The organism is Limnothrix sp. FACHB-406 (assembly GCF_014698235.1).
Classification (GTDB): Bacteria; Cyanobacteriota; Cyanobacteriia; order CACIAM-69d; family CACIAM-69d; genus CACIAM-69d.
In genome coordinates, this window is sequence record NZ_JACJSP010000031.1 from 1 (window position 1) to 19,824 (window position 19,824).

Sequence of the window (19,824 nt, forward strand, 5' to 3'; positions counted from 1 at the left end):
ATCGGTTGGGACGCTTCCACCACCGGGGCGATCGCGTCTGGGGCAATCTCACCAATTGGCACATTTACCCCCTTTTCAGAGGTGCGATCGCCACCCCCCCCCTGTGTTGCTGCCAAGTCTGTCAACTTAACGTCAGAAGCATTGCAGGGTAAAGATTCTAGCGAGTTGACAGGGGTAGTTGACAGGGTGGTTGTCAAGTTGTTGTCAACTATGCTGTCAACTAAGTTGTCAACTGTCTGTAATCCTTGTGTAGTAATAGATTGAGGATGGTTGACAGGCGAAACAGGGGAAACACTATGGGGGGAGGGGGGGGGTGCAAAATCCTGGCACACGCTCTCACTTGATGTAGGTTGATCGTCAGGCACTCGATAGGACTTGCCACGGCGCGGCCCTGGGGTAGGCCGGCATTCAATTAGGCGCTTGCTCGTTAGTCGATGCAAGGCTTGGTAAATCGTGCCCTTCTCCCATGCAGACATTCGATCGCGAATTTCGGCCCCCTCGATCCAAGTACCCGGCCGTTCCTGCAAGAGCTGCAAGATCACGTCTTTGCAGGACTGATCCTGTTGGGCCGCCTCTGGGGACTCGCCAACTTGGCCACGGTAGATAAAGCTATTGTTCTCAGGGTCTAGCTCGATTTCCCATACCCCCGGTTCGGTGAATCGAGACTTATGGATCGCGAGATGGCGATCGACTGCCTTGGGGTGGTCACTGGACTTGGCAAGGTGCATCACCTGATCAACCAATGCGGTGATCGCCGTGCTGCCTGCGGCCTTCCCTACGCCCTTGTTTTCTGTGTTTTTGGAGTCATGGTGAATCCAGATCGACGCGCCCCCGTAACGAGCAATCAACCCACTGACCTGCTGTATAACAGCCCCCGCTTCGGTGGATTTTTCTTCGATCGCAAGTTGGTTGCAGACCAGGGCGCGAACGCTGTCAAGGATCACCAGGTCGGGCTGGAAGTGCATGAGCCAGCCTTCCAAGGTGGTTAGATCCTTGAGCGTCCACTTGCCATCGTCGGTATCGATTACCATCACGGGATCGTTATCCCTGAAGTCGCGACGGTCTAGATAGCTACGGGTTTGCTGCAAGCGCATGTCAGGGCAAATAATCAGCACCTTACCTTTCCGGCATTGCGCCCCCAAGAACGTGCCCCCGGTGGCAACGCCATAAGCCAAATCGAGCGCTAGCAGGGTTTTGCCGCAACCCGGCATCCCGCTAATCAGGCTGCTCGATCGAGTGCCGATCCAACCGTCTACCAGGTAGCTAGCGGCCGCGGTTTCCATCGCGTTTAGCTCTGCCAACGACAGCAGCCGGGGCGGTTCGGCCGATCGCCGTTGCGCTGCCAACGAATCATCGGTAAGCCTGCTGAAATCTTGCTTGGATAGGTTATGACTCCAGCAAATATCCCTGGCCTTTAGCACTTTGGCGTAGGTGTCGGTTTCAGCCAAGTAATCGGCCACGGCCAAGCGCAACTGGTAGACCGGATCGTTCTCCACCGCGGCCCGGCGCTGGGCATCGGCCGCGCGGTGGATTTCGGCCTCCAGGCGCTGGATGAAGTCAGGCACGCTCATGCGATCGAAGATGTCAACAACATCCCCCTTATCGGCTAAATCGGGGCAAATTGCCAGCGGATCGATCACCAGGCAGGGGACGCGATCGGCTGCAAAGGATTGGGCCAGCCCCTCGGCCTTGCTATGCCCCGTGCGATCGTTGTCAGGGATGACGATCGTCATCAGCCCCTCGCTTGCCAAGCGCTCTGCCAACGCCTTTACGGCCGTGCCCCACTCGCTGCCTTGCAGGGTGATTGCTGCCAAGCCAGCCCGATCGCGTAGGCAATCAACGCATTGCTCGCCTTCCACCACCACGATCGCGTTCTTGGTGCGATCGGATTGGGCCCCCGCGATCGCATCATCAATCCGGTAGGCCGGCCATGGGCGATCGCCCTTGCCCATCACCCAACGCCCTTCACTCTGATGCCATTGCCGAAAGGTTTTTTCGCGTCCCTTGGGTTTGGCCGGATCATCCCGCTCGTACCGAACCACCCGCAAATCGGGGCCGTACTGGTAGACCTGTTCCCGCTGCCAACCGTGGTAGTCGGTGGCCGTGAATCGGGGGGCTTGGGTTCCCCTGGCTGCTACCAGGGTGATCGCATCAGGCAGCGTTGCGGGTAGGGGCTTACCGTTCTTATCGTTTTTCGCCCGCTGTGGGGGGCGGGGTGGGGCTGATTTGCGATAGTCCACCCGATTGCCCCCGGACTCTGCCAAGGCTTCCTTGAAGGGGCGGATCGCCTCTCGGATCTCTTCTGTGGTGCAACCATTCCAGCACTGATAGGCCCCGTCTTTGGGGTCGATCGTCAAGTTGTTGCCGTTGCAGGCAGGGCAAATATAACGATCCTTACCCTTGGCAGGCTCTAGGCGATCGGTAAACTTGCGGATATCAAAGGTTTCCAGGGATTGCATGATCTTGGCTCTAGGTAGGTTTGCGATGGATTGGAAGAGCGATCGCATTGCCTACGCAGAGCTAAAACCCGCTAATCCCGCGCTAGATTTCGGGGATTGTGGGATTGCGCTATAATTAGGGGTAGATTCGTCCTGAAATCGTTGTGGTGATTGGGTTTCAGAGGAAATCCTTGATATCGTATACCCGATATGGGAATCTGCTATAGTGGTGCTACGCATGTGCCAAATCCTTGCGCTCTAGGGCGCGGGTAGCTAATTTCTCAGGGCTTTAAAAACGTGTCTAGTTTGGCGACCTGAACGTTTTTGAAAGCAGAGAAAGCGGTTTAAATTTGAAACTACGAAAGCCCCGGAAGCCTTATGCTGCCGGGGTTTTTGCTTGTTTATTCAGGTAGTTTTCGAGGGCAATTAGGATTACCTGTGATCGATTTGCACCCATCGTTTTACTGCGATCAATTAACGCTAATCGCAGCGGTTCGGGAATACGAAAGCAGAGTTTTTTGCGAGTCATGATGACGCTTTGGGCTTGCCCCTCGTCGGACTAAAAGGATCATAGCTTATTTTACCCAAGCCCCGATCGGGTAAGGATTCCATCGACTTGAAACGCGCCAAAAATACCGTTTTTTAGCGCGTTTTTTGATCAGACTTTGGGCTTAACCGCCCCAGCATCGATGCATTTTTGATGCGGCTGAATTTTGTTGTCTGAGACTGATCGGCACTGCCATCGGTTGTTATCTGCCAAAAGCCAGTAATAACCGTTATGGGGTTGGCCCGTCGCGATGGTTGCCAGGGCCGGGGCGGTCACTGTGAGCAGCAACCCCAGGACTAGTAGGGGTAGGGCAAAACGGTTCATGGGCGATCGCTTCTAAGCCGGTTCTAGGACGGGTTCAACAATGTTAGCGGCTGCCCAGCGTTGTGAGTGCTGCGGGATGGGCTGATATTCCACGGTGCAGATCACGATCGCCTGATAGGGGTTCTCGATTTCAAAACCGACCGATTGAGGGATATAGGTGCGTGAATCGGTGACAACCCAATCACCACGCCGCCCCTCAATTTCAAAACCATCACCCCGGAACACAGGGAATCGATAGCCCGGTGCGATCGCGTCTCGATTGTCTGGAGCAAAAGACCATGACTGATGAACGATCGGGCAAAACGAGCCATGTAGCTGCAATGTACTTTGGACATCTAGCGGTAATGAGTCGGCATGGTCAAAGGTCACGGTGTACTGAATCAAGACTGGGCTATCCATCATCTCTATCCCTTTCTGCAAAGCTGGTTTGCGGCCCTTCAAAGAAGCACTGATAAGGTAACGGCCCCTTGTCGGTTGGGCCTTTCACGTCAAGCAACCGTTTTGATATCCGCTTGCCGATTTGCAGGCAGTGCTTGAGGCTTGCGGCGCTGTGGACATCGAACTTTTGATCGTCATGGAATTGATTGTCTGTCATGAGTCACTCCTCATTAGTAGGGGGTAATGAGATTTATTGACCCATGAAATTTCGTTTGACCAAAGTTAACAACCGCTAAGTGGAGGATAGATAGGTTATGGCTGTTGGCTTTGGAGGTTAGAGCAATGCGAGGACGCGCGCGGCTACCTAAATGGCCATGGGCGATCACCCAAAATTTCGATCACCCGCCGCATTTCGGTTTGCAGTCCGGTGATCTGTGTTTGGAGGGGTTCAAAGGCTTGGGCCGGGGTGATATGCCGTGATCACGATCCGACCATCACCGCTATGGATGGATTCGATCGGGTCGTAGGTGGCGTGACCGTACCAAACTTTGAGTCTTCCCCCATTGGCGGGGGCTGATCCTGTGCGGTAGTAACCGTGATCAGCCAACAGAGTTTCAAACTCAGAGCGGGGCATGGTGCGACGTTCGATCCGTCCAATTCCCTGTAGCTCATGCTTATCAAGGGTCATAGCTCCCTTGATAAGTCGTGAAAATTCGATAGCCGGGTAAGACAATCGCCACGCCCCAAAAGTCGTGAATCGTTCCGGGATAGGTGGTTTCAGCCTCGCATCCACCAATTCTCAGCACAGTATTTCCCCACCACGCATAGAAGCCAGGAATCAGCGCATCCATGCAATAAGCGATGTCGCGAGTCTGTGTTGCTGTGGGTAACGGGGTAGGTGTTTTGGTGTGGGTAGTCATGGGCGATCGCTCCCTTCATCGGTATCCAGCCCCGCCCACTCATCAGGGGTAATAGGGGCGTATTTCCCTGTAGCTAAAGCTTTCCACATCTCATCAGGGGTTAGCCCGCGCTTGGCTGCGAAGTAGGCCACCCGTTCCCTGATTTTGCCTTCACGCTCTTGCAATTTGCCGCAAAGCAGCGATTGGGCCTGCTGTCCAGCGGTTCGAGCGTTGATCGCCGCATCGACAGCCAGCAAATCGCCATACCACTCACCCAGGCTAGGGATGGTGAGCCGCTGTTCAGCTTTCCGAGGCATGGTCTCGACTCTGTAAGGTTTTCTGCCTTCCATTGTGCCCTCTCTGAGACAAAATCGAAACTTTTTGTCTGTTGATACTTGACAGATTAGCGCGTCTCGGGACAATATCAGGACAGAAACCGGACTAAAACAGGACAAAACTAAGGAATATGGCCAAGTACATTGACCCGCAAGACTTTGAGCCGATCGAGACCACGGCACTGGACAGCCAACCGGACGCACCCCAGACAGCAACCGGACTGACCACGGACGCAATGCAGGATGCTACCCCGTCCGTTGATGAGCCAATCAGTTTTGCTGAAGCCGCCCGGCTCCTGAATGCCAACGAATCAACCTTGCGCAAGCGCTGGTGGCCGCGCGTGTTGGAGGCTTGCCAAGACACCACGATCGAGCCGATCGCAATCGTTGGATATACCAAGGCTGGCAACCCGATCGCCCGCGTTTCGCCTGCTGGCTTTGAACTGCTGAGAACCTTTGCGCTGATTGCTGGTGATGTGGAAGCGATCGCCCGCTGGATTGAGCGTGTGCGGATCGAAAACGCCATCGATGACGCTGATGAGGTGATCGGGAATGAAGCGATCGCCCCGGAAGTTGAGCCGATCGCCCCTTGGGAATCGGCCGGGGCGTTGGCAATCGTGCCCTCGCAATCAGCAGCGATCGCAATCGATGGCGACTGGGTTCGCAATATCGATGAAGGGGTGGAGGCTGATTGGGAAGGAATCAGCCAGGCCCAATTGGACATCGCCACCACGCTCAACACCGGGGGCGCGGGATTGGCCCAAGCTATGCGCCGGTTGGCTCGATCGCACGTCGCGCAGGCGGCCGCCGTTTACGAGCATGAGCTTTCCAACGGATTGGCCCAAGTGTTGGGGGGAAACTTGCAAGCCGTTATGGGACAAGGCCAGCCCCCCGGCGATCGATCCTCAGTCGCCTGAAGCGGTGGCTCTTGGGGTTACTCCCAAAAAACAAGTGAGCCGGTCAGGACTGGTACTCCTAACCGGCTCGGTTGAAACCCTAGTTCTAAAAGGATTCTGACGTGATTCTATTCCAATCCCGTGGCGATCGGGAATCGTTTGACATTGCCCGTGACCAGGCCGAAACAGCAGCCCGCCGATCGGGGCTATCCCCCGCGCAAGCCAGCCGGGCCGCAACGGCTAACGCAAGGCTGGCAACTGGCCAAGAGCGCGATCGTCAGGCAGAGAGAGAGGCGATCGCCGCGATCAACCGCAAGCGTCGTGAATCGCAAAACGGGGGTGAGGCGTAATGGATTTTGCAATCTGCCTAGCCCTGGCTTGCCAGCCCCAGGAATTGCCCCAGGTACTCGATTGGATGCGATGCACGGGCCGGCGCGGTTGGGTGCAACGGTTGGAAGTGCGCCGGGGTTGCGATCGCCGCGATTGGTGCAACGGGGGTGATCGGTGATGCACCAACAGCAACAACACCGCCCTCACCCTGAGCTAACCGATCGCGTGGCATGGATGCCGGTATCGCTCCAATCGCCACCGCCGCCCCCGGCTCCAAAAGCCCCCCCGTTTGTTTTGCCCGTTGCCTGTTTCCTGACGGCGCTACTGGGTTACTCGATCGCCATGGGCCATCGGGACTGGCAATTGCTCCAGGCGAAACAGCAAGCCCAGCAAGCCCAGCAGGGATTGCAGCAAGCCCAACAGGATAAGGCTCGCTATTGCCAGGAGGGTAGCTGATGCCACGCACCGATCGGGTAGCAGTCCACTTGCTCATCGGGGCGGCCTCCATCGTCATCTCAGGCCAAGCCCCAGACAACAGCCAACTGAAGGGCATGGCCCAAACAGCCGCCGTGTTGGCAACCATCGCCACCACTGCTGAGATTGTGAGCCGCGATGTTTGAGCGCCTATTTCGCCCTACACCAGACGAATCACGGGCGATCGAGCAAGCCTACAAGCGACGGCTTAAAGCAGCCGATCGCAAGGTGGCCAAGGCTCAACAGAATATCGAATCAGCCAAGCGCAAGGCTAAACGAGCTGCCAAGCGCAAGCCCCAAGAAACGACCCCAGATGACTGGGAACAGCCACTAACCATCAGTGATTGGGAGTGATGAAAGATGACCGCTAACAATAACGGCCGCCTGTTGACTGACAGCGAACTGAACGAATTTTTAACTGAAGCTGGAATGACCAGCGATCGCTATCAGGAACATCAACGCCAAAAGCATGACCAGGCGATCGAGTCTGGCAACGCCGCAAAAGCACGGGATGTGATTTGGCGGGCCGCTTCAGATAAAAACCTCATCAACGAAGCGCGTGAACCCGAGCTGACAGAAGACCGGGCCGCCGCCCTCAAGTCCAAGCTCGGTTGGAAGTAGTAACCATGAACAGCCTTAGGCCTCACGCGATCGCAACCGGGTTGATCCTTGCTGGATCGATCGCAACGATCGCCCTCCATACCAGCGGGGACGTTGACAAGGCCAAACAGGCGGCCACCGTCACGGCTGCGATTGCCGGAACCGCTTTGGTTTTTAGCCGCAACCAATAGGAGCAATCAGCAATGTTCGGCATCCGTAAGTTTCTCAAGCGCCATTTTTCGGTGGAAGCCATGACCACAGCAGTCGAGCGCAAAATCGCCAGCGACATGGCTGCTAACCCAGCGCACCCCCGCAACGCGATCGGCGGGCAATTGATCGCCTCGATCCAATCCGTCCGTGAGCAAGCGATCGCCCGTCGTGAGCTTGAGACCCTGCTACCGGAATATCACAGCCGGGCCATGGCCTTGCTGGCAGATACCGATCGATTCAACAGCCAGACCCCTGAATGGCGAGGGGCACACCCTGACATCAGGGCCGCACTCGAAACCGAAGATCGCGCCCTGAAGGCAACAGCCAAGCGGATCACGACCCTAGCTGAAATCGCTGGCATTGACCTAGCTGTCGCCACCATCAGCAACGGCTAAACCACCGCCCCAAGTAAACCCTAGCCACCCCGCCCCGCGCGGGGTTTGGAGTTTTTATGCAGCCCATCAACATCAACATCCCGCAACACCAGCGCCCCCAACAGCAGCCACAGCAGCCCCGATCACTCCTATCCCAAATACCAGGGCCATTCGATTGGCTTGCCCCCCGGTCGATCGCACAGGCCGCGGCCCGGTTGCTGGTGAGCGTAGGGGGTGGCCTCATCACTGGGACGATCGGCCGGTGCGTCCAATGGGGGCCGGAAGCGATCGCCCTGGTGTTGATCGCGGCCCTGGCTTGCGCGATAGGTCTGGGTTTCCTGTGGAGGGCCGATCGGCGGGGCTGTTGGATCGCCCTGGCTTATGCCCTGTTTGGGGTGATCGGTGCATCGATGGCGATCGGTTTTGGGGGTGAGGGGTGATGATGCAAGACATCACGGGTTTGGTAGCAGGCAACCGCGATCGGCTGATGATCGATCGCGTCAAGACCTGGGGCGCGATCGCCGGGGGCTGTTTGGCAGTCACGGCCGCGGCCTACGCGAAACACCCCCTCAGTCAGGCAGTGTTGGGAGCCGGGGCCTTAGGGGCCGGGGTTTACGCGCAGGCTCTCGATCGCCGCGCCCGGTTGGGTGGCCAGTTGGCAGAATCAGCCGATCGCGTGGCAATGGAAGCGGTGATCCGTGCCTACCAGCAATCCCTATCGCCCGCCCAATTGCAGCAAGCGAGCGCTCTGCCTGCGGCCACCAGCGGCCCGTTGGAAGCACTCGAACAATTCGACTGGAATCTGTTCAACAGCCAGCCAGATATCTACGCGCACCTGGCAATCGTTGGCCCAACGGGTAGCGGTAAATCAACGCTGGCTGAAATCCTATGCACCATGCTTGGGGGCATCACAATCGCGATCGCACCCCATAAAAAGCCAGGAGATTTTGCAGCATTGGGCGATCGGGTCTATTGCGGGGGGCGAAACTACGGAACGTTGGATGATGAGCCGGCCGATTTCCAATCCCTGCTTACGGGTAGGGCTGGCAAGGTGACGGCCGTGGCCGTGGTCAAGGCGATCCATGCTGAGATGGATCGCCGCTATGAACTGCTATCCAATGGTGATGACCCGGGCCCCATGGTGAATCTGGTGTGGGATGAAATCCTGGCAACGTTGGGAGAAGTGCCAAAACTCGCTAAAACCTACCTGCTACCACTGCTGAGAGAAGCGCGTAAGGTGCGATTGCGCGTGATTGCCTTGCCCCAGGATGACCAAGTGGAAAGTCTGGATATCAAGGGGCAAGGGGCCGCCCGGTCAAATTTGGTTTACGTCCGATTGGGCAAGACTGCGATCGCCCATGCAAAGACACTTGCCCCAGACGTTGCGGCATGGGTTGCCAGCCAGGGCCGCCCGTGTTTGGTGGAAGATCAACCGGCTATCGTGCCCAGCTTCGGAGCATTGCCCCCCGGCCCAATGCCAACGGCGATCGCCCCAGTGCAACACCAGGACGATCGGGAGCTGCTGGCAAGGTGCTGGGATAGCGCGATCGAAGTTGGGCATGAAACGATCCAAGATGAAGCGATCGAGCCATCAGCCGGTCAGCAAGAATTGATCAATTTATTGGTAGAAATCGCCCGCAAAAATGGCAGTATCACGGCTGCTGATTGCAAGCGCTCTAGCCGCAAGTTCAAGGCAATTTCCCCTGAAGCAATCCGAGAGCTTTTTTTGATAGCGCAAGCGGTCGGTTTGGGGGTGGTAGACGGTGACGGCCAATCAGCCCGATTCACTGCCCTAAAGCGCGACTAAGGAGACTGTCTACCCGCGTCTATCGCCCGCTCTGTAAGGGTAGACAGCGGTAGACAGTAGACGGCCGGTAGACGGTAATCGCAGCCCCCGATAGACGGTACAGATTTACTAAAAAAACCACAAACGCGCCCTAGCCCCAGGGGCGCGGTTTTTGTTAGAAAACCTTTGCGCAAATCTTTGCACCAAGTTTTACCAGGGGGCTAGCTTACGCAAATCGTTCCCGAACCTATTGCGACTTCCCAAAACGATCACTCCCCCGCCCCGGCGGACTCCGGCTGAGGCGCGTAAATTTTGCAGCCAATTTCGTTTCTGACTAGCCGGAAATGAAATTGACCGTGTTCGGCCCTTAAGGATCGAACATGGGCCGCGCAGTGACTAAACACGCGGCCCCTAGGTATCGCGTGATCATGCTGCCGTGCTGTGGAGCCGGTCACTGTCACAGCGGACGTTTTTTGGAGCGATCGAGCTTTCCATAGGGCGCTGTCAACTGTAGGGGGGTCGTTCTCAACAAAGGGGTGATTATTTTTGCTGCATGGGGTTAATTACGGTCTAACCGTTGCGGGGCTTGGGTTTCAGCGTTTCTCTCAATGCAACTTTATTACGGTAATCTTGCATTCAATCTTAGGCCCCTGACGGGGGGCGGGTTTCGGCTGTCACACCACACCCCGCCCCGATCGGTCTATTGGGGTTGGGCCGCCCGTGCCCGCTGCGCGTGTAGTTCAGCAAGCGCCCCGCTGCATTGGGCGATCGTCTGAATCAAAAACGCCTCATCGCCCAACTCTTTGGCCCGGTGAAGGATCACCTGCAATTGCTCGATCGATTCATCGTCAATTTTGGGACGGGGGGTGATCGCCAGGTGGGAACGGATCATGTTGCGGCGATCGAGTGCTGTGGTGGTTTCCATGGGGCTGTGGCGTTGTGGTAGGTGGGGATCCGTGTAGCGGTTGGCTCAACCCGTTTGTATGTAAATACTGTAGCGTAATGTATAGCCATTTGTTAATACAAGTATAGCAAGTTAGCTATACAACCTGCTTATCGGTGCAACACAATCGTATAGGCTAGTGCTTATACAATAGCCTATACATCACGCTAGATTACACGTTGAACTTGCGTCCTGTGGCGATATACACGCTGCTAGCGGCCGCTTGGACAGCAGCATCAGGCGCATCAGGGGGCATAGCCGATCGTGCTTGCTGGTAGCAGTAGCTATAGAGCTTGGCTTGCTGGGTCACAAAGTCTGCGATCGCCTGCTTATCAAGTTCTGGCTTGGGGGGCGCTGCCTGGGGCACGGGGTGGTTCACCGGTTGGGGCTGTTGGGTGATCGCCACGGGTTTGAACTTGCCCTTAGCGTCCTGTAGCAATGCGATCGAGTCACCCCGGCGGTACGATTGCAGCTCATCCGGCTTGCCCCAGATTTTTTGCTCACGCCCATCGGGCATGGTTACCAGGACATTGCAGCTTGGGCCGTACTGGCCATCGAACACGCGACCGGCGGGGTATTTAATCGTTGCGGTGGTTAAGGATTGCATGGGTCGATCGGGTAGGTGTGGATTGATTGCAGGCAGGGGCCGAGCGGCCGGCCCTGGGGCGTGGTTACCAGCCCAGATCGGCCTTAGCCAGTTCACCAGCAGCAATCGCTGCCAAGTCATCCAAACGCTTACGATCGCTCAATTCCACAGCCGCAACATGTTTGCAGTAGGGACGATCGCGCCCCAGTTCCGATTGCTTGCCAAAATCGTGGCAATCGCAGGCCAGGTACTCGCTATCAGGATCGGGGAACACGTAATGCGGTTCATCACCCCCGGTCACATCCCAACCATCGGGGGCCGCTTCCACCGTGAGCGCTTGCCCCCGATCGCGCCGTTGCCGATCGTGTTCCGTTTCCAGTTCGTCTAAGGGGATTGCCACCGGGTAGACCGCGCCCGATTCCAACACCAGGGCATAATCCCCAACCGTCTCGATCGATTCGATCTTGCGCGGGGTGGTTCCAAGCAATGCAGCAGCCAAAGACTTTTGAGCGAAGTAGACGGGGCTGAATGCGGTTAACATGGCTTTAGACCTTTGTTGGTTCCAACACCCCGCCCCCGGTCTCAATCAGTGGTGGGGTGTTGTTGTCTGTATGTAAACAATGTAGCTAACTGTATATACATCAGTCAACACCCAATCAATTACGATATAGCGCAACGTATAGCTATTTGTATAAGCAATATTGATAGACAATCGTATAGACAGAGTGCTAGTATCTAGATTGCGCTGCTAGCAATTTGATATACAAAACGCTAGAAACGATATGAAACAACGCACAATTGTATAGTACAACGTATATTTATTCGTATAACAATGCTGACAGACAACTGTATAGACAAATTGCTAGCACTCAAGCTACACTGCTAGCAATTTGATATACAGAACGCTAATAACAATGGCTAAGAAGCAATACAACGCACGGCTAGAGCAAGACGCAATCGAACATCTCCAGGCGATCGCCTCAGAAAGCGGGGCATCGGTGGCTGGGGCGATCGAGGCCCTTGCTTACTGGTTAGCTGGTGACGATCGGGCCCTGGCTGATTGCCCACTGGCTTTGCGAGAAGCGATCGCCAACCGATCGGGTCAAGGGGCGATCGCGCAGGTGGTAGCAGCTCCCCCGGCGGCCCCCGACCCTGACGTGGCGGCCCTGGCTGCTGAGACCGTGCAAAACGCGATCGCACAGGCGATGGCCCCCGTGCTGGAAAGGATCGAAGCGCTGGAAAAGTCAGACGGGGCGATCGCGGCCTAGCCCAACCGATCGCCCCAGCTCCCCCAGAACCCAGCTCCCCAGCAACACCGATCGCCACGGCCAACACCGCTACACGGCTAACCATTGATGAGGTGTGCGATCGCCTAGGACTCAGCAGCAAAAACATTGCCAGAACCGCTAAGGATGCTGGCCATGCATCAACTGACCGCTATTTGGCCAGCCGTGGTTTTGTTGTGGTGGGGAAAGATGGCAGGCGCAAGCTCTATGCCCCAGCAATTCCGAACTAGGCGATCGCCTGGGGCCAGTTCCCCAGCTCCCGGCTATTTCAGGTCGTAGACTTTCAGGACTTCATCGCCATAGTGGTTAATCACCTTGACCGCGATTTTGCCCGTGCTGGGTTTGGGGAACGGCCGGCTAGTGGTGGAATAGAGCACTTCCCAGGCCTCGGGATCGATTTCTGCTTTCAGGGTTTTTTGCAGCTTTTCGTAGGGTCGATCGGCTCCTGTGAAGTAGGCGTGGCGAACGTAGAAGCTTTCTTCGTTGTAGTGCGTGTCAATGAACCAGGCGGCAATATCATCGGTTGTGCTGCTACGGATTTGGCCAGTGGTTGGGTCGTAGATATCCAGTCCCTTGAGCGTAACGGTGTATTGGCCATCCTCTAGGCGATCGAGCGATAGGTCTGGCTCCCCAAACACCACAAACAGGTTGGCAGCGCTGGTTTTTTTCAGCAGCCCATCATCGAGCATCAGATCGGGATTGATCCGTGTGATTAGGATTTGGAGATTGCCATATCGTTTCGACTCTTCCGTGACGCTGGCATCAAAGGCAAAGGCACAGACAACCAACGTATCAAAACCAAACCCCTTGACGGCCTCTTTGGCGGCTTCTCTGATATGATCGCTCCCTACGGTTCCATATTCCGGGCCAATTAAGACGGCCACGGTTTTGTGATCGCCGTCGCCATCGCGATAAGTCCCGGTGGCATGAATCCAACCTTTCGACGCGCAAGGCTCTAGGGTTTCAAACTCTAGGCGCTCGCCTTTCTTGGTGTTTTGCACACCAGCCCTGCTCAAGTTCTCGATCACCCGAGTTTCAAACTGATCGCTGGCCATGACCTGCCCGGCCCGTTCGGTTTTGGGACGTTCGCCATCGGAATCGAGAACCCGGTGGGGTGAAAGGCTTTCAACCGTGAAGGGGCCGGTTACGCGCAGCCGCTTTTTATCCTCATAGGGCTGGTCATAGAGGGTTTCTTGATCGGCGCGTTGGGCGATCGAATCATCGATCTCCTGTTGCCGCTTGCGTCGCCATTCCCACCATTGGGCGTGCTGTTTTTTGGCAGCAGCAGGCCAGGTTTCTGCTGTCTCGCGGGGAATCTCCCACTCTTGCCAGTTTTGCCCCAACAGCCGGTTGATTTCAGCGCGGCATGGGTCTAGTTTGGCTTGCCATTTTTCATGGATGGTGTCGATCGCTTCATTGTTGGCGATCGACTTGAGCGTGATGTGGGGAACGGTGCGATAAACAAAGCCTTTTTTGATGTCATTTTTGGTGGCTTGCGGGGCGATCGGCTGGCCGGTCAAATCAGCCAGTTTTGCCAAGCCTTCAGGGGAATCTTTCAGCAGGTAATAGGGATATTTAGCGGTCATCAATCGCGTGCGAGCCAATGCCAACGCAACGCGACTGGTATCGATCGTGATCCAACGTCTCCCCCACTGTTCGGCCACATAGGCAGTAGTTCCCGATCCGCAAGTTGGATCTAGAACTAAATCGCCTGGATCAGTAGTCATTAAAATACAACGGGCAACTACTTGAGTTGAGGTCTGTACTATGTAAATCTTGGGGTCTAAGCGACTTTGAATTGCTCCACTAATGTCATACCAAGTATCATCAACCATGCGCACGTAAAAATCATCCAGACGGCGCAAGTAATTAAGACTCGCCTTTGACGGTCTAATTCGATCAGCCTTATCAAGACGAGTCATACCCAAAAGAGTAGTCTTCCACTGTCTCCCTTTAGGATATTGATAAGATTTCCCCTGAAAATCAAATTCAAACAGACAAGATTTTACATTATTGAAGGGCCCAGACAAATCACCAAGCCTAACAAATTCTCCGTCTGTATTAGAGCGATAATGAGGATCTTTTGCGACTTCTTCTGATTTATCGTAAAAGAGTTGGTGATACTTTAATTTTTCATTCTTACTATACCAAAGAATATAATCGACGGTTCTAGGCAAATCGCCTTTACTTAAGCCACTTGTTTTTTTAACAATTATATTCGCATGGAAATTTTCACTACCAAAAACTTCATCCATTAAGCAACGAACAAGATGCACATTCTCATCGCCAATTTGGACAAAACAACTACCTGTTTCTGTTAGCAATTCTCGCGCGACCATCAGGCGATCACGCAGATAGCTGAGATAGGAATGAATCCCCAGTTCCCAAGTATCCCGAAACGCGCGAATTTGTTCCGGTTGGCGCGTTGTTTCTTCCAACTTGCCATCCTTCACATCCCGTTTGCGCGTTGAAACCTGCCAATTAGAACCAAACTTAATCCCATAGGGCGGGTCAATATAAATACATTGCACCTTGCCCCGTAGCTGTTCCTTTTCCGCTAGGGAATTCATCACCACCAATGAATCACCCAAAATTAGGCGATTTGTCCAGTCTGTTTCATGCTGATAAAACTCAATTCTCTTTTCAAAATCTAAATCGCCTTGAAAAACAGTTGCGAATAAGTCGAGCTGTGCTGCATTTTCACTCAACTCCGTATCGTCTGATTTCTTCCGAAATTCTTCAATTAAGTGATGAGAATCAATATGTTCTTGGATATGAATTGGAACGGCCAGAACTTCTAAATCCTGCCCATCTTGTTCATCTTTTCCTTTCCAAACCAACTGTGGGTCAAGCGCCGTATCACGGGGGTAACGAATCTTTTTTTGTTCTTCTTTCACAGCAAATACTTGGTTTTCTTGAGTCGGTATATTGAGACGAGTATCATCGTGCTTAATATAATCTATTTGAGTCATTTTTTCGGAACTGCTTCTAGTCTTTTTAGAATGAGGCATAGGATTTCAAAGTGAAATTAGAGAGGGATTTAATCACACAAAATGGTCAGCCAGCTTCAAACCTGATTGGTATTCGCACCAAAAACAACATCCTCATAGACCATTGCCAAGCTGCAACTAAAATCTAAACTCTTAAATGGCACAATAATTTCTGAAAGATCCATTGATTCTGAATCAGATTCAACATCACCAAGATTATTATCCTGGGGACTATAACTTTCAAAATCCCAGCGTTTTGACTCTCGATGATAATAGCAATCAATTGCAGGGCGATCGCTCGCAATCAAAATATACTCCTGCAATGATTCCAGCCTGCGATATTGCCGAAACTTTTCAGAACAATCAAAAGCCTGTGTTGATGGCGATAAGACCTCAATAATTAGACAGGGATGCCGCAAGCCCTGAATTGCATTAAAATCCCGTGCATCACAAGTCACTACCAGGTCTGGATAGAAAAATGGCCCCTTTTCGCTAACAAAGACCCTGGCATCACTACCATAGAGACGGCAGTTTTTTTGCCGCATATGATTACGCAAGAGCGCCACAAGGTTAATCGCGATCGCACTATGAGGCAACGTGCCCCCAGACATCGCGTAAGCTTGCCCATTAAAGTATTCATAACGCTCAGATTGCTGGGCTTCCCACACCAGAAACTCTTCTGGGGAAAAATAATGTTGATCAGAAAGCGCAATCATAAATTTACTCCCTATCAGACAGGGCTAACGAATAGCAATAGTTGGACGGCCCGCGATCGCATTTCGCAACCGTTCAGGCGTGACATTGTAGGGATCGATTACTTCCACAAACGCCCATCGCCCAAATCCCCCATGCTGGTTAACAGCAGTCACCCAATACTCGCGAGCATAGCGAGTTTTATCCTGCTTTGTAGAGTCAGGTTTTCCCGAAACTTCCAAAATTAGATTCAATGGGTTTTCGACATCACCATCATTCCACTTGATCAAAAAATCAGGAATGTAGTTATGTTGCCGTCCATTAATATCAACATAAGGAATTGAAAACCCCAAATTCTGGTTTTTGGCATAGCATATTACTTCATCGCACTGGGTTTCTAAAAAAAATGCCATCTTTTGTTCCCAGCTATCCGTATCAGCCACCATATGGGAAATATGGCATTTATCAAAACGAGTGGCATAGGTTGATCGGGTCGTGAAAAAATCCACCCCGTGCGTACTGCCAATGACGTTATCCGGCGGCAAAATCGGCTTCAAAAACTTGTTTGGATCGCCCCGCATGATCGCCTGATAGATCGCATCTGAGGCGCTGTAAGCCTTTTCGGTCAACAGCAGCATTTGCGGATAAGTTCCGGCCTTGCACTCCAAACACCGTTCTAGCCATTGTTTGGTGATGCTCAAAATCTGGGGAAACAGCCACGCTTGCACATCTGGCTCAAATTGGTGTTGGGCCGGGCGATCGCGCTTCTCGCTGCCATCCACCCGGTAGTAGCGCTCTAGCACCAACTTAGCCAGCAAAAACGCCACCTCTTGTTCCCGGCGTTCCTTCAGCTCATCAAGCCGGTGAATGCTTGACTCCCCCACGATCGGCGCATTTTCCACCCATGTGGGAATATCGCCCGTACTCAAGACATAGCGCCCCTTCAGGCTGGCTGTTAGCTCGACTTGGCTGCTTTCCAGGCGATAGCCCAACACGCGGGGAAAGGTAATGGCAAGATGGGCCCGATCGTCCAGCGCTCGCACCCGCACCGCTGCCTTGATCGTGGGCGGTTGCACACCTGATGCCGCACAGGGAATAAAGGCAAATGGCACGCCATAGACTTCTGCATACTCTGGGGCAAAGCCATCAAAGGTGATGGAGTGATCATTGACCGTAATAGTTCGGGGTTCCACCGCATAGCTAATCCGTCGCAAACCGCGCCCCACCACTTGCTCGCACAGCAGTTGCGATCCAAAGGCCCGCACGCCCAAAATATGCGTCACGGTGTTGGCATCCCACCCCTCTGTCAGCATCGAAACCGACACCACACACCGGATTTGCTCGCCTAACTTGCCCGCCTTGCCTACGGTGTTCATGGCCTCGCGTAGCAAGTCAGCATCGGTCAACTTGTCAGGATCGGAGCCGGGGAACCGATCTCGATATTCCGCCTTGAATTCGTCAATTTCGGCGGCCGCCATTTTCCGAAAATCGGGACTCAGGCCCTCACCCGATTCCAATTGCTCGCTATCAATCAGCAGGGTTTTAGGTCGGGCTGACCAGCGCCCATCGGCCACATTGCTGAATAGGGGCAGCTCCCCTGGGGCCAAAATCGGCTCGCCAGCGGGGGTGACTTTGCCCGTTTCGCGCCCGGCCACAAAGTCATAGACCAGCTTGGAAACGGTGGTGTTGTTGCACACCACAATGAACACCGGGGGCGTTTGCCCGTTGGCGATTGCCTCAGGATCATCAGCCCAAACCTTAAAGCTCTTTTCGTAGTTGCTGTAGAGGCTACGCAGCGCCCCCTCTAGCTCTTTTGGGATCGCGATCGCCCGATCCTCGATCGCCTGCTGTGACTCTTTGGCGGCCCGCCCTTTTTTTGGCAAGGCTTCTCGCACCACGGGCCAAATGTGGCGATAGATCGGCAGCTCCCCCCGTTGGCGATCGTCATCGATCGGCACGCGGGGAATTTTGACAATGCCACTCTCGATCGCCTCAATCAGCGAAAAATCGGACACCACCCAGGGGAACAAATCGCCCTCGGGATAGCCCGACCCCTTCAGAAAAAACGGCGTGGCCGATAGGTCATAGATCGCCACAATCCCCACCTTGCGGGCGATAGCCTCCAAACCAGAAATCCACAGGCTGGCCGATTCACTGTTGCGCTTGGCTTCCGTCAGATCATCGCCCTTGTACTTCTGCTGAGAGGCGCGATCGGGGTTGGGGCGATAGCAGTGGTGGGCCTCATCGTTCAGGACAATGATTTGGCGCTTGTTCCCAAAATCTCGACAGACTCGCGCCGCCATCTGGTCTGGGGTTTCCTTGAAGGCTTCTGCATCAGGATTCGCCGTGCGCTTCGTAAATGCGGCCGCCTTTTCCATGCGTGGATCGGCCGTCTCTTTCAACTTGAAGCTGTGGTAGTTGGTGATCACGATTTTGGCGCGATCAAGCTGGGGCCTCAGGTCGATCGGCACTAAATCCAGCGCTTGGTAATAGTTGCCTGAATCGTTGGGGTTCAAGACCCGCAGGCGATCGCGAATCGTCAGACCAGGAGCCACAACCAAAAACGCATCGCTGTAGCGCCTCAGTCGGGGGTTGGCGGCCTTGTTCAACACCTGCCAAGCCACGATCATCGACATCACCACCGTTTTGCCCGTGCCGGTGGCCATCTTCAGGGCCATGCGCAACGCAGGCAGCAAATCAGGGTTATGGCTATCGGCCGCCGCCCTGAGCTGATCCAAAATCCAATGCTCATTGCCATCGCGGGCCACTTCTGTCAGGTAGATCAGCGTTTCCAGCGCCTCAATCTGACAAAAAAACAGGCGGCGATCGCGATCGGGTCGTTGCCAATGCTCTAGCAGCCGTCGCGATGTAGCAGTAGCGCCCCGGTAGCCATCCCGTCGCCACAACGTCAGGCGCGATCGAATCTGATTGACCAGATCGTTTTCCCGGGATTTTTCCTGAATCGCCTCAATTCCCAGCTCTAATTGAGCTGATTTGCGCCTTGGGGCCGGAATCGGGATGAAATATTGGCTTTTTCGGCGCTCAGGCGCAATCTCGCCTGTGATCCCTTCATCATCAAAATGAAAATGGCGCTGCGGCTCTTCAAAAGCCGACGTGATCACCGGATTTTCGATAATGACAGGGCGGGGCATGGACGGGCATAAGCATTTTTCTAACTAATCTTGCCTTGAAAAGCTCCCATTCATCACTCCCACCTGATAGCTAATTCACAGATCTCTCCTACCCCCCAAAAGCCCAAAAAACAACGGAATAAAGAGATCGGAGAGTTTATACCTAGTTTTCTGCGATCGCGCGCGCGTTCCGGTGGGATGCGTGTTTGCGTATAAGCCACAATCCCCATAATCTAGCGGGGGTTTAGCGGGATTGCTTGATCGGGTGCGCCGGTTGGATTGCCCATGCAGCGGCTAGCCGATCGGGGCGCGGTTAAGGCAATGGCGAGAGATTACCGATCGCCGATCGCCCGCCCATGCCGTTTTGCTCATGTTGGAACAGGTAGACTGTGCGATCGCCCTCAGTCACCACTGCATTGATACGCACGATGCCCACGTACTGAGGCCCCCATTCGCAGCTATGCCAGACCCGATCGCCAACTTGCGGGGGCCATGACGGGGCGATCGGTTGGGACGCTTCCACCACCGGGGCGATCGCGTCTGGGGCAATCTCACCAATTGGCACATTTACCCCCTTTTCAGAGGTGCGATCGCCACCCCCCCC

25 protein-coding genes are annotated in these 19,824 nt (G+C 54.4%); 12 read left to right on the plus strand and 13 right to left on the minus strand.

The features are described 5' to 3' along the window. The 6 genes from H6G53_RS18095 to H6G53_RS18120 form a co-directional block, all read right to left on the minus strand. The coding region (locus H6G53_RS18095; protein ID WP_190535422.1) for an AAA family ATPase at positions 1–2,459 on the minus strand (2,459 nt) is incomplete at its 3' end. Between the two features lie 862 nt (positions 2,460–3,321). Beyond that, on the minus strand, positions 3,322–3,708 hold the full coding sequence (locus H6G53_RS18100) for a hypothetical protein (RefSeq protein WP_190535425.1): 387 nt from the start codon (positions 3,706–3,708) through the stop codon (positions 3,322–3,324). After that, a complete protein-coding gene (locus H6G53_RS18105) occupies positions 3,701–3,904 on the minus strand; it encodes a hypothetical protein (protein ID WP_190535428.1) in 204 nt (67 codons plus the stop codon). Before H6G53_RS18105 ends, H6G53_RS18100 begins: the two co-directional genes overlap by 8 nt. 231 nt (positions 3,905–4,135) lie before the next feature. Further along, positions 4,136–4,375, minus strand: a complete 240-nt coding sequence (locus tag H6G53_RS18110) for a hypothetical protein (protein WP_190535430.1) — start codon at positions 4,373–4,375, stop codon at positions 4,136–4,138. Continuing rightward, positions 4,365–4,607, minus strand: coding sequence for a hypothetical protein (locus H6G53_RS18115; RefSeq protein WP_190535433.1), 243 nt, complete (start codon positions 4,605–4,607; stop codon positions 4,365–4,367). The genes H6G53_RS18110 and H6G53_RS18115 overlap by 11 nt, the downstream gene beginning before the upstream one ends. After that, the gene (locus H6G53_RS18120) at positions 4,604–4,903 is read right to left on the minus strand and encodes a hypothetical protein (protein ID WP_190535436.1); all 300 of its coding nucleotides are present in this window, start codon (positions 4,901–4,903) and stop codon (positions 4,604–4,606) included. Before H6G53_RS18120 ends, H6G53_RS18115 begins: the two co-directional genes overlap by 4 nt. 149 nt (positions 4,904–5,052) lie before the next feature. On the opposite strand from H6G53_RS18120, the gene H6G53_RS18125 reads away from it, so the two are divergent. The 11 genes from H6G53_RS18125 (at position 5,053) to H6G53_RS18175 (ending at position 9,612) form a co-directional block, all read left to right on the plus strand. Next, the gene (locus H6G53_RS18125) at positions 5,053–5,838 is read left to right on the plus strand and encodes a hypothetical protein (protein WP_190535439.1); all 786 of its coding nucleotides are present in this window, start codon (positions 5,053–5,055) and stop codon (positions 5,836–5,838) included. 101 nt (positions 5,839–5,939) lie between these two features. Next, positions 5,940–6,167 (plus strand): hypothetical protein, encoded by a 228-nt coding sequence (locus tag H6G53_RS18130; RefSeq protein WP_190535442.1) that lies wholly within the window; start codon positions 5,940–5,942, stop codon positions 6,165–6,167. Continuing rightward, positions 6,167–6,325, plus strand: coding sequence for a hypothetical protein (locus tag H6G53_RS18135; protein WP_190535445.1), 159 nt, complete (start codon positions 6,167–6,169; stop codon positions 6,323–6,325). The genes H6G53_RS18130 and H6G53_RS18135 overlap by 1 nt, the downstream gene beginning before the upstream one ends. Then, positions 6,325–6,603: a hypothetical protein gene (locus H6G53_RS18140; protein WP_190535448.1), complete on the plus strand. Its 279-nt coding sequence runs from the start codon at positions 6,325–6,327 to the stop codon at positions 6,601–6,603. The genes H6G53_RS18135 and H6G53_RS18140 overlap by 1 nt, the downstream gene beginning before the upstream one ends. Then, positions 6,603–6,767 (plus strand): hypothetical protein, encoded by a 165-nt coding sequence (locus H6G53_RS18145; RefSeq protein WP_190535451.1) that lies wholly within the window; start codon positions 6,603–6,605, stop codon positions 6,765–6,767. The genes H6G53_RS18140 and H6G53_RS18145 overlap by 1 nt, the downstream gene beginning before the upstream one ends. Then, complete coding sequence (locus H6G53_RS18150) at positions 6,760–6,975, plus strand: hypothetical protein (RefSeq protein WP_190535454.1); 216 nt, start codon at positions 6,760–6,762, stop codon at positions 6,973–6,975. Before H6G53_RS18145 ends, H6G53_RS18150 begins: the two co-directional genes overlap by 8 nt. 6 nt (positions 6,976–6,981) lie before the next feature. Next, positions 6,982–7,242: a hypothetical protein gene (locus H6G53_RS18155; protein ID WP_190535456.1), complete on the plus strand. Its 261-nt coding sequence runs from the start codon at positions 6,982–6,984 to the stop codon at positions 7,240–7,242. 5 nt (positions 7,243–7,247) lie between these two features. After that, on the plus strand, positions 7,248–7,412 hold the full coding sequence (locus H6G53_RS18160) for a hypothetical protein (protein ID WP_190535459.1): 165 nt from the start codon (positions 7,248–7,250) through the stop codon (positions 7,410–7,412). Between the two features lie 12 nt (positions 7,413–7,424). Beyond that, complete coding sequence (locus H6G53_RS18165; RefSeq protein WP_190535461.1) at positions 7,425–7,826, plus strand: hypothetical protein; 402 nt, start codon at positions 7,425–7,427, stop codon at positions 7,824–7,826. Between the two features lie 56 nt (positions 7,827–7,882). Further along, the gene (locus tag H6G53_RS18170; RefSeq protein ID WP_190535464.1) at positions 7,883–8,245 is read left to right on the plus strand and encodes a hypothetical protein; all 363 of its coding nucleotides are present in this window, start codon (positions 7,883–7,885) and stop codon (positions 8,243–8,245) included. After that, entirely contained in the window at positions 8,245–9,612 is a 1,368-nt protein-coding gene (locus H6G53_RS18175) for a hypothetical protein (protein WP_190535467.1), read from the plus strand. The genes H6G53_RS18170 and H6G53_RS18175 overlap by 1 nt, the downstream gene beginning before the upstream one ends. A gap of 679 nt (positions 9,613–10,291) precedes the next feature. Here the strand turns inward: H6G53_RS18175 and H6G53_RS18180 are convergent. The 3 genes from H6G53_RS18180 to H6G53_RS18190 all read right to left on the minus strand — a co-directional run bounded on the left by H6G53_RS18180 (position 10,292) and on the right by H6G53_RS18190 (position 11,661). Then, positions 10,292–10,516 carry a hypothetical protein gene (locus H6G53_RS18180; protein ID WP_190535469.1) on the minus strand — a complete coding sequence of 75 codons (225 nt, stop codon included), beginning with the start codon at positions 10,514–10,516 and terminating at the stop codon, positions 10,292–10,294. A 190-nt stretch (positions 10,517–10,706) separates the two neighbouring features. Continuing rightward, positions 10,707–11,141: a hypothetical protein gene (locus H6G53_RS18185; protein ID WP_190535472.1), complete on the minus strand. Its 435-nt coding sequence runs from the start codon at positions 11,139–11,141 to the stop codon at positions 10,707–10,709. Between the two features lie 64 nt (positions 11,142–11,205). Next, a complete protein-coding gene (locus H6G53_RS18190) occupies positions 11,206–11,661 on the minus strand; it encodes an SWIM zinc finger family protein (RefSeq protein ID WP_190535475.1) in 456 nt (151 codons plus the stop codon). A 373-nt stretch (positions 11,662–12,034) separates the two neighbouring features. On the opposite strand from H6G53_RS18190, the gene H6G53_RS18195 reads away from it, so the two are divergent. Beyond that, positions 12,035–12,388, plus strand: a complete 354-nt coding sequence (locus H6G53_RS18195; RefSeq protein WP_190535477.1) for a hypothetical protein — start codon at positions 12,035–12,037, stop codon at positions 12,386–12,388. A gap of 281 nt (positions 12,389–12,669) precedes the next feature. Here the strand turns inward: H6G53_RS18195 and H6G53_RS18200 are convergent, their stop codons facing one another. From H6G53_RS18200 to H6G53_RS18215, 4 genes are all read right to left on the minus strand, one after another. Then, positions 12,670–15,417: a site-specific DNA-methyltransferase gene (locus H6G53_RS18200; protein WP_190535480.1), complete on the minus strand. Its 2,748-nt coding sequence runs from the start codon at positions 15,415–15,417 to the stop codon at positions 12,670–12,672. Between the two features lie 56 nt (positions 15,418–15,473). Next, positions 15,474–16,112 carry a Uma2 family endonuclease gene (locus tag H6G53_RS18205; protein ID WP_190535483.1) on the minus strand — a complete coding sequence of 213 codons (639 nt, stop codon included), beginning with the start codon at positions 16,110–16,112 and terminating at the stop codon, positions 15,474–15,476. 24 nt (positions 16,113–16,136) lie between these two features. Beyond that, a complete protein-coding gene (locus tag H6G53_RS18210; protein ID WP_190535486.1) occupies positions 16,137–19,241 on the minus strand; it encodes a BPTD_3080 family restriction endonuclease in 3,105 nt (1,034 codons plus the stop codon). A 292-nt stretch (positions 19,242–19,533) separates the two neighbouring features. Then, the coding region (locus H6G53_RS18215) for a hypothetical protein (protein WP_206754514.1) at positions 19,534–19,824 on the minus strand (291 nt) is incomplete at its 5' end.

Bases quoted from the DNA above. Each gene is read 5' to 3' on its own strand.
- H6G53_RS18100 (WP_190535425.1), bottom strand. From the start codon at position 3,708: ATGGATAGCCCAGTCTTGATTCAGTACACCGTGACCTTTGACCATGCC.
- H6G53_RS18105 (WP_190535428.1), bottom strand. From the start codon at position 3,904: ATGACAGACAATCAATTCCATGACGATCAAAAGTTCGATGTCCACAGC.
- H6G53_RS18110 (WP_190535430.1), bottom strand. From the start codon at position 4,375: ATGACCCTTGATAAGCATGAGCTACAGGGAATTGGACGGATCGAACGT.
- H6G53_RS18115 (WP_190535433.1), bottom strand. From the start codon at position 4,607: ATGACTACCCACACCAAAACACCTACCCCGTTACCCACAGCAACACAG.
- H6G53_RS18120 (WP_190535436.1), bottom strand. From the start codon at position 4,903: ATGCCTCGGAAAGCTGAACAGCGGCTCACCATCCCTAGCCTGGGTGAG.
- H6G53_RS18125 (WP_190535439.1), top strand. From the start codon at position 5,053: ATGGCCAAGTACATTGACCCGCAAGACTTTGAGCCGATCGAGACCACG.
- H6G53_RS18135 (WP_190535445.1), top strand. From the start codon at position 6,167: ATGGATTTTGCAATCTGCCTAGCCCTGGCTTGCCAGCCCCAGGAATTG.
- H6G53_RS18140 (WP_190535448.1), top strand. From the start codon at position 6,325: ATGCACCAACAGCAACAACACCGCCCTCACCCTGAGCTAACCGATCGC.
- H6G53_RS18145 (WP_190535451.1), top strand. From the start codon at position 6,603: ATGCCACGCACCGATCGGGTAGCAGTCCACTTGCTCATCGGGGCGGCC.
- H6G53_RS18150 (WP_190535454.1), top strand. From the start codon at position 6,760: ATGTTTGAGCGCCTATTTCGCCCTACACCAGACGAATCACGGGCGATC.
- H6G53_RS18155 (WP_190535456.1), top strand. From the start codon at position 6,982: ATGACCGCTAACAATAACGGCCGCCTGTTGACTGACAGCGAACTGAAC.
- H6G53_RS18160 (WP_190535459.1), top strand. From the start codon at position 7,248: ATGAACAGCCTTAGGCCTCACGCGATCGCAACCGGGTTGATCCTTGCT.
- H6G53_RS18165 (WP_190535461.1), top strand. From the start codon at position 7,425: ATGTTCGGCATCCGTAAGTTTCTCAAGCGCCATTTTTCGGTGGAAGCC.
- H6G53_RS18170 (WP_190535464.1), top strand. From the start codon at position 7,883: ATGCAGCCCATCAACATCAACATCCCGCAACACCAGCGCCCCCAACAG.
- H6G53_RS18175 (WP_190535467.1), top strand. From the start codon at position 8,245: ATGATGCAAGACATCACGGGTTTGGTAGCAGGCAACCGCGATCGGCTG.
- H6G53_RS18180 (WP_190535469.1), bottom strand. From the start codon at position 10,516: ATGGAAACCACCACAGCACTCGATCGCCGCAACATGATCCGTTCCCAC.
- H6G53_RS18185 (WP_190535472.1), bottom strand. From the start codon at position 11,141: ATGCAATCCTTAACCACCGCAACGATTAAATACCCCGCCGGTCGCGTG.
- H6G53_RS18190 (WP_190535475.1), bottom strand. From the start codon at position 11,661: ATGTTAACCGCATTCAGCCCCGTCTACTTCGCTCAAAAGTCTTTGGCT.
- H6G53_RS18195 (WP_190535477.1), top strand. From the start codon at position 12,035: ATGGCTAAGAAGCAATACAACGCACGGCTAGAGCAAGACGCAATCGAA.
- H6G53_RS18200 (WP_190535480.1), bottom strand. From the start codon at position 15,417: ATGCCTCATTCTAAAAAGACTAGAAGCAGTTCCGAAAAAATGACTCAA.
- H6G53_RS18205 (WP_190535483.1), bottom strand. From the start codon at position 16,112: ATGATTGCGCTTTCTGATCAACATTATTTTTCCCCAGAAGAGTTTCTG.
- H6G53_RS18210 (WP_190535486.1), bottom strand. From the start codon at position 19,241: ATGCCCCGCCCTGTCATTATCGAAAATCCGGTGATCACGTCGGCTTTT.